Raw genomic sequence first — 16,363 nt, forward strand, 5'->3', positions numbered from 1 at the left:
TTGATATAAACAGTCAGACTGCGAGTCTAAGCCTAAGGCACGAGGTAGAAGAAATCCTTCACCTTCGCTGCAGTATAGTCGCGATTTAGCTGTGCAATCATGTCGAGAGAGATGCTCTTCGGGCAAACCGCTTCACACTCACCGATGTTGGTGCAACCGCCGAAACCTTCGCCATCCATCGTGCTAACCATAGCCAGCACGCGACGATCTTTCTCGGGCTTACCTTGCGGCAGGCTATTCATGTGAGAGACCTTCGCAGAGGTGAACAACATCGCTGATGCATTCGGGCAAGCCGCCACACAGGCGCCACAACCGATACATGCCGCCGCGTCCATCGCGTAATCCGCAATGCCTTTGGCGATCGGGCTCGCATTTGCATCAACCGCCGTTCCAGCACGGGCAGTAATGAAACCGCCAGACTGGATGATCTTCTCGAATGCGGTGCGATCTGTAACCAAGTCCTTAATAACAGGAAATGGAGCAGCACGCCATGGCTCGATCGTGATGGTTTGACCATCATGGAAGTGGCGCATGTGCAACTGACAAGCAGTTGTGCCATTTTCCGGACCGTGCGGGACGCCGTTAATCGTCAGCGAGCACATACCACAAATACCTTCGCGGCAGTCATGGTCGAATGCAACTGGCTCTTCACCATTCGCAACTTGTTGCTCCGAGAGGATATCAAGCATTTCAAGGAAAGAAGATCCTTCCGAAACATCGTCGAGTTGATACTCAACAAACTTGCCTTGGCTCTGGCTGTTCTTTTGACGCCAAACTTTAAGTGTAAGTTTCATAATTCTATCTTTAGTTGAGTGTTTCGCTTACTTGTAGCTACGGGTTGCGAGTTTGACCTCCTCATAGACGAGATCTTCTTTATGTAGAGTCGGATCGACATCGTCGCCCTTATACTCCCATACGCCGACGAAAGTGAACTTGTCGTCATCACGCAGTGCTTCACCTTCATCCGTTTGGTGCTCAGAACGGAAGTGACCACCACAGGACTCTTCACGCATCAGCGCATCACGACACATAAGTTCGCCGAATTCCATAAAGTCAGCGACACGACCCGCACGCTCTAACTCAGGATTGAGCGAGTTCGCATCACCGACGACGCGAACATTGGCCCAGAACTCCTTACGTAGCTCTTGAATTTCCTTAATCGCAGAAGTTAGGCCTGCCTTATCACGTGCCATACCACACTTATCCCACATAATTTGGCCAAGGCGCTTATGGAAGGAGCGTGGAGACTCAGTGCCATTGATAGACAATAGCTGATCAATGCGCCCTTTAACATCGGCTTCAACCTTGGCAAATTCAGGATGTTCTGCAGTCACATTACCTGCGACGGCAATACCTTGCTCAGCAAGATAGTTACCAACGGTGTAAGGCAGAACGAAGTAACCATCAGCCAAACCTTGCATCAGCGCAGAAGCACCGAGGCGATTCGCGCCGTGGTCCGAGAAATTCGCTTCACCACCGACAAATAAGCCAGGGATCGAGCTTTCCAAATTATAATCCACCCAAAGACCACCCATTGTGTAGTGGACCGCAGGGAAAATCATCATCGGCGTCTTGTATGGATCTGCACCTGTGATGCAGCTATACATGTCAAAGAGATTACCATAACGCTCAGCGATTGCAGGCTGGCCATCGCGCTTGATCGCGTCACGGAAGTCGAGATACACACCGAGACCAGAGGAAGCGATACCGCGACCATCGTCACAGGCTTCCTTCGCTGCACGAGAGGAAATATCGCGTGGAGCCAAGTTACCAAAGCTCGGATACTTACGCTCCAAGTAATAATCGCGCTCTTCATCAGGCACTGAATTTGGATCGAGCTTACCTTCACGGATCTTCTTCGCAGTCTCTTTAGACTTCGGAGCCCAAACACGACCATCATTACGAAGCGACTCAGACATCAGCGTCAACTTGGACTGCTGCTCACCGTGAACTGGAATACAAGTTGGGTGAATCTGAGTGTAGCAAGGATTCGCGAAACCAGCACCGCGCTTGTGAGCGCGATAGGCTGCGGTCACATTACAACCCTGCGCATTAGTCGAAAGGAAGAACACGTTACCATAACCACCAGTCGCCATGACAACCGCATCTGCAGCGTGACGAGAAACCTCGCCAGTCACCATGTTACGAACGATCACACCCTTGGCGTGGCCTTCAACCTTCACCACATCGAGCATCTCGTGGCGGTTATACATTTTCACCTTACCGAGACCGATTTGCTTACTCAACGCGGCATATGCACCGAGGAGAAGCTGCTGTCCAGTTTGGCCGCGAGCGTAGAATGTGCGAGACACCTGCGCGCCACCGAATGAACGATTCGCGAGCATGCCGCCGTATTCACGAGCGAATGGCACACCTTGAGCGACACATTGGTCGATGATGTCGTTACTGACTTCAGCGAGGCGATACACATTGGCTTCACGAGCACGATAATCGCCACCTTTAACAGTGTCGTAGAACAAGCGGCGAATACTATCACCGTCATTCTGATAATTCTTAGCGGCATTAATACCACCTTGAGCGGCGATACTGTGCGCACGACGTGGGCTGTCTTGGTAGCAGAAGCACGAGACATTGTAGCCTTGCTCAGCGAGACTTGCCGCGGCAGCACCACCAGCAAGACCAGAACCGATCACGATCACGTTATATTTACGACGATTGGCTGGATTCACCAGCTTCATCTTAAACTTATGGTTCGACCACTTGTCAGCAAGCGGCCCTTCAGGAATGTTTGAATCAAGATTCATTATAAGTCGGTCCTATTTTTGAATGATTACCTCAACGACATCCACTGTCACCGTCTCAGCAGAGACCTTCGCAGCGTTGCCTTCCGGATTTGACTGAGTCAACGCACCAGCTAACACTCCCGCTGGAATCGATGCAAAGCCTAGAAATACCACGACCGCATATGCCACAGCAATACGATCCAACCGCTTGCGCCATAGTTGATTACGCAACCCCATAGACTGGAACATGCTGCTAACACCGTGTGAGAGGTGAATGCTAAGCAATGCCATCGCTACGATATAGAAAGCAGACACCCACCAGACCTGAAAGCCTGCGACCATCATGTCGTTCACATTGAAGACCATGACCTTCTCGGCGCCATTATAGACCTCATGACCATGCTTCACGAGTGCCACATCGGCAATCTGCTCTTCATACTCACTGCCCGGCACGTTGCGCACGGTGAAGTGAAAGATGTGAAAGATAATGAACAGGCCAAGAACCACACCGCTCCAGCGCATCGCGCCGGAAGCAAAGCTCTTCTGCACATTCGCTTTCGCTTCGTAGCCTTGCGGACGCGCTCTGCGATTATCCAGAGTCAACGAGACTGCTGCCCAAATATGCACTCCGATGATCCCAAGGAGTGAGAGACGCACCCCCCACATCACGACCGCTGGCAGTGAATGCAGGTGATATGCATACTCATTAATATAATGAGCCCCGAGATAAATCTGCAAATTCCCGAGCACGTGACCGAGAATAAACAAAACAAGAGCAAGCCCTGTTAAGGCCATTAGGATTTTTCGACCGATGGTCGATTTTAGAAAGCTACACAGTGAGCACATAATCTTCTAGACGTATTAAATGAGAGAGAGCTAAGGGATAGGTCGTTTTTTTCAAACCACTACCCAACCAAAGTCAACATATAAGAAAACCTAATAAGGCAAGCGGTGGAATGCGATAATCCGAACCATCCCCGAAGCAGCCACACTGTAAAGATGAACAATTGCTCAAAGTCCACCCCTAAATAACAAAATCTAATGCAAATCGACACCGCCAACAGCTTAGCTTATTGAAAAACTTCTTTTAAAGAAACGCCCAAAAAGGGTTGCCAACCCAAAAGGACAATCAATTGAATGCGAGCCTGAAGGCGCTTCGGAAAACGAGCGCTTTCAACTTTTTTTATTATGACGAAATCTAAGAACATGAAATACATTTTTGTCACCGGTGGTGTGGTATCCTCGCTCGGCAAAGGGCTCACCGCAGGCGCTCTTGGCGCCCTCCTCGAACAACGCGGCCTCAAAGTGCGCATCCAGAAGTTCGACCCTTATTTAAACGTCGACCCAGGCACAATGAGCCCCTTCCAGCATGGCGAAGTGTATGTGCTCGACGACGGAGCCGAAACAGATCTCGACCTTGGCCACTACGAGCGCTTCACATCCGGCAAGCTCGGCAAGCTCAACAATCTGACTTCCGGCCAAGTCTACGAACGCGTCATTAAGAAGGAACGCCGCGGCGACTACCTCGGCGCGACTGTTCAGGTGATCCCACACGTCACCAATGAAATTAAGCAGCGCATCTACGACGGTGGAGCCGAAGACGTCGACGTGCTCATCACCGAACTCGGTGGCACGATCGGCGACATCGAAGGCCTCCCCTTCCTCGAAGCCATGCGTCAATTCGCGCTCGAAGTCGGCCGCCAAGACGTGCTCTTCCTACACTGCACGCTGCTTCCTTATCTAAAGGCAGCAGGCGAGCTCAAGACCAAGCCCAGCCAACAAAGCGTCGCGAAACTCCGCGAAATCGGCATCCAGTGCGACATCCTCGTCTGCCGCACCGAAGAGCCAATGACCAGTGAGATGCGCCAGAAGCTCTCCCTATTCTGTAATGTGCCGGTCAAAGCAGTCATCGAAGAGCGCGACGTCGAAACATCGATCTATGAGCTACCACTCGCACTCAAAGCCGAGAATGTTGACGACCTCGTCATTGATCACCTCCAACTCGATGCGCCCGACTGCGACATGAAAGTGTGGCACGACGTGGTGCGCCGCCTCAAGGCTCCTAGCCACAAGGTCGAAATCGGCGTGGTCGGTAAATACATCGAACTGCAGGACGCTTACAAATCCGTTTACGAATCCATCATCCACGCAGGCATCGCAAATGACGCCTCTGTGCGTATCGTCCGCCTAGATGCAGAGGAAATCGAAAAAGATCCAAAGCGTTACCTCGGCAACCTCGATGGCATCCTCATTCCCGGCGGCTTCGGCGACCGTGGCACTGAAGGTAAAATCGCAGCCGCACAATTTGCTCGCGAAAATAACATCCCTTACTTTGGCCTCTGCCTGGGCATGCAAATCGCGGTTATCGAATATGCGCGCAACGTCGCAGGCCTTGAAAACGCAAACAGCAGTGAGTTCAACCCTGAGACACCACATCCGGTCATCACGATCATGGAAGATCAAAAAGACCTGACCACCAAAGGCGGTAACATGCGCTTGGGCGCTTGCCCTTGTAAACTTTCGAAAGACAGCTTCAGTTTCGACGCCTATGGCACCGAATTGATCGACGAACGCCACCGTCACCGCTTCGAGTTCAATAACGACTACCGCAAGCAACTCGAAGACGCAGGCCTACGCGTGGCTGGGGTGAACCCCGAGCGCGACCTCGTCGAGATCGTCGAGATCGCGGAGCATCCTTGGTATGTTGGCGTGCAATTCCACCCGGAATTCAAGTCGAAGCCAAACGCAGCACACCCGCTCTTTGCCAACTTCATCGCCGCCACACTGAAATATAAGAAGTAGTCTAGTATGGAACATCACAACTACTCCACACGCCTCAAAGCAATTTGGGATATTGCAATCGCCCAGTATCAGAGCGGCAACCGCAAGCCAAACACCTTCTTTGACGCTGCAACACTCGCAGAGTTAGCATCCATTGGCCTCAACCCAATGGACGTCTACGACCCCGTCGAAGACCATCTCGACGGCGCAGAAATAGACTTCACTACCTTCCTTCTGGTTTCCGACGCGCGACGCGACTACTTCCTAAACAGTCAAAAAGGCATTCCATCTGACAAAGTGATGGATCGCGACGCTCTGCCAGCCAGAGACAGCGAAGCCCGTGGCATCGTGTGGTTACCACGTATTATGCCCAAGGCACTGGCAAAACTACGCGGCGAGCTCCCACCAGAGACCATGTATGGCTGCGGCGGCGACCGAGCCTTTTTCAAGCCAAACAACATCCATCCAGCCGAATTCCTAAGAGCCGTCTGGGCCTACGAAGACGAGCCTGAAAAACTCTTCGACTGGGTCGAAGCACGCCGCGCAGCAACAAAGTCCGAAACTGCGTCTTGATCTTCCTGACATACATGTAATTTCTAAAGGTCTGCCCAATTGATACGGCAGACCTTTTTTCTTATGGATAAATTAGCCGAAATCATGGCCGCCAAGCGGCACGCCCTGCGCAACCAGATTCGCCCCGTGCGCGATTCCGAACTCTCGCGCCTCGCGGACATGCAGCGTCAAGGCGGCAGCTTCCTCAAAGCCCTCGCCCGCAACGATCGCCTCTCAGTGATCGCCGAGATCAAGCGCAAGTCCCCGTCCGCTGGCGAAATCGTCGAAGCCAGCCTCGATGCCGTTGATCAAGCACGTAAATATATCAACGCCGACGCAGACTGCCTCTCCATCCTCACCGACACCGATTACTTTGGTGGCAGCCTCCAAGACCTTTGGGACGTCGTCGAATTCCTCGAACAGCATGAACGTAGAACACCGTGCCTACGTAAAGACTTCATGGTGCACCCTGTGCAAGTCGTTGAAGCAGCCGAAGGTGGCGCACGCTGCATCTTGATCATCGTTCGCGCCTTGGCAGACGACGAGATCAAAGCCCTACGCGACGCAGCGGGCCTTGCCGGCCTCGACGCGCTCTACGAGATTCACGAAGAACGCGAGCTGGAAAAAGCCCTCAAATTCGACCCGAAAATTGTCGGAGTGAATAACCGCGACCTCAAGCGCTTCAAGACCGACCTAGCGGTATCCGAACTACTGATACCGCAAATCCCGGACGACATTATCAAAGTCAGCGAAAGCGGGATCTTCGACATCGAAGACGCCGAACGGGCCAGCGCCTGCGGCGCCGATGCCATTCTCGTCGGCGAAGCACTCATGCGCTCCGAAGACACCGAAGAACTGATGGAAGCCTTCCATAACGCATAGTTAGAATTCCTGATTCCTAATTCCTAATTCCTAATTCTCCCAGTGCCACTAAGCCCCACAGCCACCCGCGAGCTCCTCAATCAACTGGAGCACTTCCCTAACAAAAAGCTGGGACAGAACTTCCTCGTGGACGGCAACATTGTGCGCAAGTCCATCGAAATGGCTGATATCGACGAGAGCAGCCACGTCGTCGAAGTCGGTCCAGGGCTCGGCACGCTGACACGTGCGATTCTAAGCAGCGGCGCCACCGTTTGGGCAGTCGAGCGCGACAGCACACTGGCCGAACACATCCGCACCAATGTGCTACCCGAGCAGCCGAACTTACATCTGATCGAAGGCGACTGCCTCGACTACCCACGCGCAGAGCTTCCAATCGAACAAGCCGAAGCAGGCTTTAAGATCGTCGCCAACCTCCCCTACGCCGTCTCCACACCATGGATGGAGGCCATTATCTCCGGGCCACTGCCACAACGCATGGTGCTCATGCTGCAGAAAGAAGCCGCGGATCGCTACGTCGCCAGCCACGGCAGCAAAGCATTTGGAGCGATCTCTATTTTCCTGCAATCGGTCTATACCGCACACAGCAAGCATCTCGTCTCAGCGCAATGCTTCCATCCTGCTCCAAAAGTCGACTCAGCACTTCTACGGCTCGACCTGCGCGAAGACGCCGTGCACTTCTCCGCCCCTGCGCGTGAGTGCATTCGCCGCATTTTCACCCAACGCCGCAAACAACTCGGCGCCCTCTGCCGACGCGACCCACAACCCGAAGCAGCACAGTGGTTTGATTCCATCGTCGCAGCCGGCGTCAAACCGACAGTGCGCCCCGAAGAGCTACCAATCGAGCACTGGCAAAAACTAGCCAGATTACTTCCCTAAGCCAAATACCATTTCAGTCTTTCCGCGTTTCATAATTTCAGCTTTCCTAAAACCATGAACCCCATTCGCTGGAAACTGCACTGGCAGATATTACTCTCACTGATATTAGCAGGGCTCTTCGGTGCACTCATCCTGCCTCATTCGGGCGAAGGCTTCAGCGTCGGGGCTCTCACCTTCAGCCAATTCATAGGCAAGCTCTTCATGAACGCGCTTAAAATGGTGATCGTTCCGCTGATAGTGGCTTCGATCATCAGTGGCATCATGCACCTCGGAGCCGAGAAAGGTGTCGGCCGAATGGGCTTCAAAACGTTTCTCTACTATACCTGCAGCGGAGCCGCCGCCGTGATTGTCGGAGTGATCGTAGTCAATCTGATCCAACCCGGCAACGTCGATGCAGAAACAGCCACCGCGATGCTTGGCACTGGAGCAGAGACATCCATCAACCAAGGCCTCATGGCAAAAGTGGAAGGCCGCAGCTCCAGCGACATGTTCGACATCTTCCTACGCATGTTTCCGTCCAACATCGTCGATGCAGCCAGCAACAATGGACAACTCCTCGGCGTCATCACCTTTTCCATACTCTTCGGTGCCTTCATCGGCAAGCTGCCGAAGGAGCAACGCGAGACACAGCTAAAGTTTTGGGAAAGCACTCAGGAAGTGATGCTAAAGTTAACCGACTTCATCATCCGCTTCGCACCGATCGGCGTGTTTGGCCTCGTGGTGCCAGTCATTTTTGAAACCAACCTCGGTGACCTTTTCGGCACACTCGCATGGTTTTTCGTTACCGTCCTACTGGCCCTCGCGATCCACTTCGCGATCAACCTCGCGCTCGTGCTCAAGTTCATCGGCAAGATCAACCCCATCACTCACTATAAGGAGATGATTCCTGTGCTGCTCACCGCATTTTCCACGGCCAGCTCATCTGCGACCTTACCACTAACGATCGAGACAGTCGAAGAACGTGCGGGTGTTTCTAAAAAGACCTGCTCCTTCACGCTACCACTCGGTGCGACTGTCAATATGGATGGCACCGCCCTCTACGAATGCGTCGTCGTGCTCTTCATCGCACAGCTTTACGCATCAACCGGGCAAGTCGCGCTCGGACTCGGCGATCAGCTACTCGTCGTCTTCCTAGCCCTCACCACCAGTATCGGCGTCGCCGGCATCCCCGCCGCCAGCCTCGTCGCCATCGCCGTCATCCTTCCGGCAGTCGGCCTCCCGGTCGAAGCCATCGGCGTGGTATGGCTCACCGACCGCATTCTCGACATGTGCCGCACCTCGGTGAATGTGTTTAGCGACACAGTCGGCGCCGTCGCTATCGCCCGCAGCGAAGGTGAAAGCCCGTATGAGGGAAATACTGAAAGCTGAAATACGGAAATTCTGAAAATTCCCCGAGCGCTTCTGCATTTCAGACTTTCAGGTTTTCCATTTTTCAGCTTTTCTCCCTCCCATGACTACTGACCAACGCCTCGCCGAACTCGGCATCGAACTACCGATCGCACCTGCACCAGCGGGCAACTACGTCGCCTGCATGCAAGTCGGTAACCTCCTCTACATTTCTGGCGCAATCTGCCTCGTCAACGGACAGATGACACACACTGGCAAGATCGGAGAGACCCGCGACATCGCTTACGGCCAAGCCGCCGCACGCGTCTGTGCACTCAATCTGTTGGCAGTCGCCAAAGGGCACCTCGGCGACCTAGATAAGGTCTCCCGCGTCGTGCAACTCAACGGCTTCGTCAACGGCGTGCCAAGTTTCGCCGACAGTCCAGCCGTGATCAACGGTGCATCCGACACTATGGTCGAAATCCTCGGCGACCGCGGCCGCCACACACGTGCAGCCGTCGCAGTGACTGGCCTGCCACTCGACACGACCGTCGAGATTCAAGCGATCTTCGAAGTGGCATAAGCATTCAGTATTTTAGTTTTAAACCGCCAGGAATCCGCAAGGCGGGAAAAACCAGACTGACATCCTACGAGGTTGACCTCAACCCATGGAGTAACTTCGATACGCCCATACCCCACGCTGCACCCCTAAATTGTTTACTGTCACTATGAAAGTCCTCTCCTTCGCGATTATCGCACTGCTCGGCCTGCTACAACAGGTGAATGCTCAAACCAACGAGACGACTCTCAACACAATGACAGGCGAATCCGCCACTGAACTCGACCTAACGAGCAGCACCGCACCAAGGGAGGTGTCGCCCTTCTCCGAAGGCACACTGGATCTGCCCGTGATGCGTGAGCGACTCACCATCACCGAAAGCTCTCAAAATCGGCCACTTCTAGGTGAAGATATCGATGAAACTTACGTTCAGATGATGCAAGACTTCGCGGCGACACACGAAGACAATAAAGTAAGCCCAAGCGCTCAAATTAAAGAGCCTGAGTTAGACCAGCTACTGAGCACGCTAATCGTTTTTTTCGTCGAGGCCATCATCACACTCATTGTTCTCAAAATTACATTTCGACTTGGGGAGCATCGCGCCCGCCTGAAGCACATCCTCCCAATCAGCCTCGTAATTGCCACAGTCGGTGCGCTGCTCCAGCTCCTCTTCGATCTCAGTCCCTTTAACCCGATTCAAGTCAGCCTCAGCTCCATACTCTTACTCATGTTGATCCGCTTGGCGACTAACGTGCACGAGTGGGCTGCAGCACTTCAGATTACAATTGCGACACGGCTCATCTCTCTAGGAGTGATGTGGCTGACTTTCACGAGCATAATCTTGCTCCTAGGGCTCTAAAGAGAATTGTGATAGGCAGCTTCACGGCAATCGCGCTCGCCCCCGCCGAGACGCCAAAGTAGCCAAGCAACGAAGCCAACGAATGCGCCCCCGAGGTGCGCCCCGCCAGAGATACTGCTGAGCCCCGCAATCTGCTGACCAGAGATGACAACCTGCATGAGCACCCAAAGGAAAAATAGCCAAATCGCGCTCATACGAAACCAAAAGGGCTTGATGAACCAAAACATCATCGACAACTGCGTCTTAGGAAAGCGCAACGCATAAAAGGCAATCACACCAGAGATCCCACCACTCGCCCCCACACAAGGAATCGTCGAACTCGGGTCGAATAAAATATGCACGAAATCCCCAAACAGCGTGGCGACCACAATCAATAGAAAGAGCTCCAAACCGCCAAAGCATTTCTCCACATTATCACCAAAGACCACCAGAAAATAAAGATTTCCGAGCAAATGAAGCGGCCCAACATGTAAGAAAAATGAAGTCAACCACGTCAGCCCACCAAGACGCCCGAACTCCGCAGGAATCAAGCCATACGCCTGAATGAGAGGCTCTAAATCAAGCATCGCCAGCGCACTCACTAGAAAAATACCGCTCGCCAGCGTCCAGGTGAGTAAAGGTCGCTCGTGATTCTTATGATGCCCCGCAGGTTGAGCATCCTCAACAGGCATACCAAATAGCGCTGGTATCCAATGCCAAAACTCAGTCGGCCCCTGTCCCCAAGCGCGCGAAGGCTCTGACTCCGCATACACATGCTGATGGGGCTGCCTACCGCGACGCCGCGTGACCTCAGCGCCAGCATTTGGCGAGCGTCGATGCGACTCCACAGGACGTGCCTTTGATTCGCGATTCTTCACGGCCGATACATTGCGACGCACCGGCTGCGACCGAGGCGCAAACTCCCGAAGCGCACGGCTCGGTTTAGACTGCGGCAGCACAGGCGACGAGACGCACTCTTCTTTCAGCTCAGACCGCGAATGCTCCTCCAATGGAGAAGGCGCATTTCGAACGCGCCGTTTCTGCTCAACCCGCTCGCGCACCGCTGCGCGCAGATCAGCACTCGGTGCGTGCGCGCGCACTTTCAGATTTGCTAGATCATGCCACTCTCCACCATCCAGCCAGACCGACTGACAATGCGTGCACACATCTACCTCACAATGCCGCCCCGCCTTAGTCTCAACAGCCACTTCTTTCATACGATTTGAACAACTTGGGCAGGACTGCTTCAACGGCACGTCCCCGCGACGCGCTCGCTGCCACACAGAGTTCAACGCCTCACGCGGCACAAATTTACGCAGCAGCGACATCGTCACCACACTCCCATCGCAAGCCTGGCAGTGCCAAAACTGACCAAAGGAATTGGTCGCACGCGCCATCTTAGACTGACATCTGGGACAATTAAGCATATTTTAAAGAAGTTAGTATATAGTTTTCAGAGCGCAAGCTAGAAGAATCATCCCATCCGATCAGGAAAACGATAAGATCCCCTATAAATGGCTAGTAACTGTTAAAAATAAGCCAAATCGCCACAGATTCACCCAGAGCCGCCCCTTTGTTTTGACTCGAACGCATTGACCCCCATAGTCGCCAAGAAATCATAACTGTGAGTATTAAGGCAATCATTTGGGGCTCATGTGGCTCCCTTCCGTCTCCCGCATCCTCTGCTACCATCCGTGGCAAAGTCAAAGCGGCACTTTGGGCTGCACGAGATGAAAATTTCACATCCGAAACACAGGTCGATGCCTTCCTCGATACGCTGCCTCACAACATGCGGGGCACCTTTAAAGCCAACACCTCCTGCGTGCAGATCGATGCTGGCACAGAAGACGTTATTCTATGTGATGCGGGCACTGGCATCCGCGATTATGCACTCACACTGCCAGCAAACACTCCGCCGAAGACCTACCACATTTTCGTCTCCCACCTACACTGGGATCACATACAAGGCTTCCCCTTTTTCACCCCCGCCTATGTCCCCGGAAATCGTATCATCTTCCACGGCTTCCACGCGGGAACTGAAGCAGCGCTACGCATGCAAATGGAGGCTCCCTGCTTCCCAGTGCCCTTCGAGACGATGCAGGCCGAAATCGAGTTCGACATCCGTGAGTCCGGAGCCTCTTTTCAAGTCGGCGATGTCGCGGTCAGCACCATCAAGCAACAGCACCCTGGCGATTCTTGGGGCTACCGGTTCGAGCAAGACAGCAAGTCAGTCGTCTACTCATCGGACTCCGAACATGGGCCCGAAGCACAAGAGCCCGACTACCCATTTGTAGACTTTTTCCGCAACGCCGACGTGCTCATTTTCGACGGACAATACACCTTCCAAGAAGCCACCACTAAAAAGCGTAACTGGGGTCACTCCAACCACATCACCGCCGTAGAGCTTGCCGCACGCGCGCAAGTCAAACAGCTTGTAATCTTCCACCACGAACCCTCGCATACGGATCGCGATATCGAGAAGATAAACAAAGGCTCCCTTCAATACAGCCGCAGCTACAACCAAAAAATTTACCCAGACAACGAGCCTTTCTTTCCCAAACAAATTGCCATCGCTTATGATGGCCTCGTGATCGAAGCCTAAAGCGCCGAAGCATCCCCATTAAATCATCCACTGATGATTTTGAATCAGCCCCATTACATGTCAGCAAATAACGAATCGTCTAAACCAGAACCACGCAGCATTTCCAAAGCCGAAATCAACGAGCTCCCAATGATCTTCTGGGAAGGTCGTATCGAAGTCCTCAATACCATAGAGGAAATGGCAGCTGCCGTCGAAAAATTAAAAGACGAGACCATCCTAGGGTTCGACACCGAGACACGCCCCACCTTCAAAAAAGGCGACTACCATCCGCCCGCACTCATACAGCTAGGCACTCCAGACTGCGTCTATCTCTTTCGTATCAGCTGCACCAAGACACTCGCGCCCGTGCTGCCGATTTTAGAATCCCAAACGATCCTAAAGACCGGCGTTGCCATCAAAGACGACGTCAAAGAACTGCGTAAGATGGAAGAGTTCAACCCCGGCGGCTTCGTCGAGGTTGCCGATATCACACTCAAGCTCGGTTATGAGAATCGAGGCCTCCGCGCCCTAGCGGGACTGCTGATGCAAGGCCGCATTAGTAAAGCCGCACAAGTCTCGAACTGGGCACGTCCCGAGTTAGATAAGAAGCAAATTCGCTACGCAGCCACCGATGCATGGATCAGCCGCGAGCTCTACGTCCGCGCCATCGCCGAGCGCGACGCATCCGCATAGGTAGCATCATAGTCTAGGTCATAATCGTAATTTTATTCATGATCTTAATCCTCTAGCTGAGCCGAAAGGCCTTCTTTCCCACGCTCTGATTATGTTGAAGATTAAGAGTAGGATTAAGAGCGTAGTAGTGCGCTCCTATGCCCCTGACACCTAACATCTAGGATTATTATCCTTCTCAAAGAGACAGCATTCGGCTCTATTCGTCGCCATGCTCTACCTAGCCATCGTCTCTCTTATATGGGCCTTCTCATTCGGCCTGATCGGCAGCACCTTGTCGGGTGTCGACTCTTACTTCGTCGCCACCTTGCGACTCGGCTGCGCGACCCTGCTCTTCCTGCCCTTCTTTCGACCTAAAGGACTCGGCAAGCACGATCAGCTCAGACTGCTAGGCTACGGTGCGGTTCAATTCGGTTTAATGTATGTGTGCTACATCAAAGCCTTTCAATACCTCCCCTCGCACCTCATCGCTCTTTTTACAGTGCTCACCCCTGTCTACGTCGTGCTCATCCATGATGCAAGGCAACGGCAATGGACGCCGCGCTACCTCTTTGCAGCCCTGCTCTCCGTCGTTGGTGCTGCGGTTATCAGAGCCAAAGGCACACCCGATGGCGACTTCTGGCTCGGCTTCGTTCTGATGCAACTAGCTGGGCTCGTCTTCGCCTATGGCCAAGTCGCGTATCGCGATTGGAAACGCCAACACTCAAAGATCAAAGACCACCAATGCTTCGCACTCCTCTACATCGGCGGCACGCTTTGTGCCCTCACCTTCAGTCTCACCTTCACTGATTGGGCAGCCCTCGAAGTCAGCACTGATCAATGGAAGGCGCTCCTCTATCTCGGCTGCATCGCCTCCGGCCTCGGCTTCTTCCTTTGGAACAAAGGTGCAGCCCTGAGCACCCCCGGCACCCTCGGCGCGTTCAACAACGCCGTCGTGCCACTCGCCGTGCTCAGTTCCTTATTCGTCTTCGGCGAAATCGAAAATACCAACGCCGAGACCCTCGTGCGCCTAGCCATCGGCGCCGCACTGATCGCCACCGCCGTCTACGTCGGCCAACGCAAGTAGCGCGACGCTTCAGTGCCTCATCAACGAAGTGAAACAGACATTTCTGCCTGTCCCGTAGCATCAGTCACAGGCAGAAATGCCTGTGTCACAATACTAGGATCCTTCGCGTGCAAAACACAACAGAGCCTCCACGCGCAGCACCTCGCTTGACTCCACACACGAAACCACCGATTTTCCGCTCACGCATGAACACATTTAAAACACTTGGACTCCCTGAAAAACGCATCGAGGCACTGGCGCGGCAAAACATCACCACGCCCTCCGACATCCAAGTGCAGGCCTACCCGACCTTAAGCAATCAACAGGACGCATGGCTCAGCGCCCCCACCGGCAGCGGCAAAACACTCGCCTACCTCCTACCCCTGCTCGAACGCATTGACTCCAGCAGCAAAGACCTGCAACTCGCCGTGCTGTCACCCACGCAGGAGCTCGCCGTCCAAATTCACGAGTGTATTCTCTTGCTCGCAAAGGACTACGAGCCAGCCATCCGCAGCCAACTCTTGATCGGCAACGCCTCCGTCGTGCGCCAAAAAGAAAAGCTCAAGAAGAAGCCACACGTCATCGTCGGCACCATCGGCCGCATGCTCGAGCTCAACATTCAGCGCAAACTCAAGCTCCACAAATGCCACATGATCGTGATCGACGAGGCCGACAATATGCTCGCCGACGACAACATCGGCGACGTCGAAGCCTTCCTCAAAACCACGCCACGCGACCAACGCCAAGTGGTGTTCACCTCCGCCACCGACAAAGGCGCGGCATTCGAAACCGCGCAATCGATCGGCACCGACGTGCAATGGCACGCCGCCCAGGCGCAACAAGTCGTGCCCACGATTGAGCACAGCTTCATCGAAGCGCCCTATCACAACAAAGCACGCGCCCTTCACCATTTCATCAAAACCGCCCGTCCCGAACGCGCCATCGCCTTTGTCCATCGCAACGAGAGCGCCGAAGAGCTCGGAGCCGACCTAGAACGCAGACACCTACGCATCGCCGTGCTGCATGCTGGCCTGAGTAAATTCGAACGCCAAACCGCGCTTGATGAATTCCGCAGCGGAAAAATTAAACTGCTCATCGCCTCCGATGTCGCAGCCAGAGGATTAGATATCAAAGGCGTTACCCACATCATTAATGTGGACCTGCCATCCGACTCCAACGACTACCTGCACCGCGTCGGACGCACCGCCCGCATGGGCGAAAGTGGGCACGCCATCTCACTTGCCAGCGAAGACGAAATGAAATTGATCCGCCGCTACGAACGCGACCTCAAGATCTCCGTGAACGAAATCACGCTTTAAAAGGGCTCGCATCATAATTTGCGAAAAATGCCGCGGCTTACGCGGACCTGCTGAATGTGTATAGCTTAGGGAGGGACGGCCTCGGCGCTTGCGCGTTTTACGCTGCCGTCAGCGGAACAAAGCACCAGCACACCGCAAGACGAGGCGGAGCCTGAGCTTTATCCATAAGT

The 16,363-nt window shown here is 53.7% G+C and carries 15 protein-coding genes; 11 read left to right on the top strand and 4 right to left on the bottom strand.

The window, feature by feature from the left end; genetic code table 11:
- Positions 1-32 precede the first annotated feature (32 nt).
- Genes GZZ87_RS16640 through GZZ87_RS16650 form a run of 3 tightly spaced genes read right to left on the bottom strand, consistent with a single transcriptional unit; the run spans position 33 to position 3,590 of the window.
- The gene (locus GZZ87_RS16640) at positions 33-794 is read right to left on the bottom strand and encodes a succinate dehydrogenase/fumarate reductase iron-sulfur subunit (RefSeq protein WP_162025435.1); all 762 of its coding nucleotides are present in this window, start codon (positions 792-794) and stop codon (positions 33-35) included.
- Between the two features lie 27 nt (positions 795-821).
- A complete protein-coding gene (locus GZZ87_RS16645) occupies positions 822-2,765 on the bottom strand; it encodes a fumarate reductase/succinate dehydrogenase flavoprotein subunit (protein WP_162025434.1) in 1,944 nt (647 codons plus the stop codon).
- 12 nt (positions 2,766-2,777) lie between these two features.
- Entirely contained in the window at positions 2,778-3,590 is an 813-nt protein-coding gene (locus GZZ87_RS16650; RefSeq protein ID WP_162025433.1) for a succinate dehydrogenase cytochrome b subunit, read from the bottom strand.
- A gap of 360 nt (positions 3,591-3,950) precedes the next feature.
- Between GZZ87_RS16650 and GZZ87_RS16655 the strand changes: the two genes are divergently transcribed.
- The 7 genes from GZZ87_RS16655 to GZZ87_RS16685 all read left to right on the top strand — a co-directional run bounded on the left by GZZ87_RS16655 (position 3,951) and on the right by GZZ87_RS16685 (position 10,579).
- Complete coding sequence (locus tag GZZ87_RS16655; protein WP_162025432.1) at positions 3,951-5,546, top strand: CTP synthase; 1,596 nt, start codon at positions 3,951-3,953, stop codon at positions 5,544-5,546.
- 6 nt (positions 5,547-5,552) lie between these two features.
- Positions 5,553-6,098: a DUF5069 domain-containing protein gene (locus GZZ87_RS16660; protein WP_162025431.1), complete on the top strand. Its 546-nt coding sequence runs from the start codon at positions 5,553-5,555 to the stop codon at positions 6,096-6,098.
- A 63-nt stretch (positions 6,099-6,161) separates the two neighbouring features.
- Entirely contained in the window at positions 6,162-6,959 is a 798-nt protein-coding gene (locus GZZ87_RS16665; protein ID WP_162025430.1) for an indole-3-glycerol phosphate synthase TrpC, read from the top strand.
- Positions 6,960-7,001: 42 nt separating this feature from the next.
- Positions 7,002-7,835 carry a 16S rRNA (adenine(1518)-N(6)/adenine(1519)-N(6))-dimethyltransferase RsmA gene (gene rsmA / locus GZZ87_RS16670; RefSeq protein ID WP_162025429.1) on the top strand — a complete coding sequence of 278 codons (834 nt, stop codon included), beginning with the start codon at positions 7,002-7,004 and terminating at the stop codon, positions 7,833-7,835.
- 54 nt (positions 7,836-7,889) lie between these two features.
- Complete coding sequence (locus GZZ87_RS16675) at positions 7,890-9,203, top strand: dicarboxylate/amino acid:cation symporter (protein WP_162025428.1); 1,314 nt, start codon at positions 7,890-7,892, stop codon at positions 9,201-9,203.
- A gap of 82 nt (positions 9,204-9,285) precedes the next feature.
- Entirely contained in the window at positions 9,286-9,744 is a 459-nt protein-coding gene (locus GZZ87_RS16680; protein ID WP_162025427.1) for a RidA family protein, read from the top strand.
- Positions 9,745-9,889: 145 nt separating this feature from the next.
- A complete protein-coding gene (locus GZZ87_RS16685) occupies positions 9,890-10,579 on the top strand; it encodes a hypothetical protein (RefSeq protein WP_162025426.1) in 690 nt (229 codons plus the stop codon).
- Here the strand turns inward: GZZ87_RS16685 and GZZ87_RS16690 are convergent.
- Positions 10,576-11,985 (bottom strand): rhomboid family intramembrane serine protease, encoded by a 1,410-nt coding sequence (locus GZZ87_RS16690; RefSeq protein ID WP_162025425.1) that lies wholly within the window; start codon positions 11,983-11,985, stop codon positions 10,576-10,578. The two genes, GZZ87_RS16685 and GZZ87_RS16690, sit on opposite strands and share 4 nt — an antisense overlap.
- 197 nt (positions 11,986-12,182) lie before the next feature.
- Here GZZ87_RS16690 and GZZ87_RS16695 point away from each other — a divergent pair, with 197 nt between their 5' ends.
- From GZZ87_RS16695 to GZZ87_RS16710, 4 genes are all read left to right on the top strand, one after another.
- Complete coding sequence (locus GZZ87_RS16695) at positions 12,183-13,160, top strand: MBL fold metallo-hydrolase (RefSeq protein ID WP_162025424.1); 978 nt, start codon at positions 12,183-12,185, stop codon at positions 13,158-13,160.
- 57 nt (positions 13,161-13,217) lie between these two features.
- On the top strand, positions 13,218-13,832 hold the full coding sequence (locus GZZ87_RS16700) for a 3'-5' exonuclease (protein ID WP_162025423.1): 615 nt from the start codon (positions 13,218-13,220) through the stop codon (positions 13,830-13,832).
- A gap of 208 nt (positions 13,833-14,040) precedes the next feature.
- On the top strand, positions 14,041-14,895 hold the full coding sequence (locus GZZ87_RS16705; protein WP_162025422.1) for an EamA family transporter: 855 nt from the start codon (positions 14,041-14,043) through the stop codon (positions 14,893-14,895).
- A gap of 185 nt (positions 14,896-15,080) precedes the next feature.
- Positions 15,081-16,193, top strand: a complete 1,113-nt coding sequence (locus GZZ87_RS16710; RefSeq protein WP_162025421.1) for a DEAD/DEAH box helicase — start codon at positions 15,081-15,083, stop codon at positions 16,191-16,193.
- Positions 16,194-16,363 lie beyond the last annotated feature (170 nt).

Origin of the sequence: Lentimonas sp. CC4 (genome assembly GCF_902728235.1) — a bacterium.
Classification (GTDB): Bacteria; Verrucomicrobiota; Verrucomicrobiia; order Opitutales; family Coraliomargaritaceae; genus Lentimonas.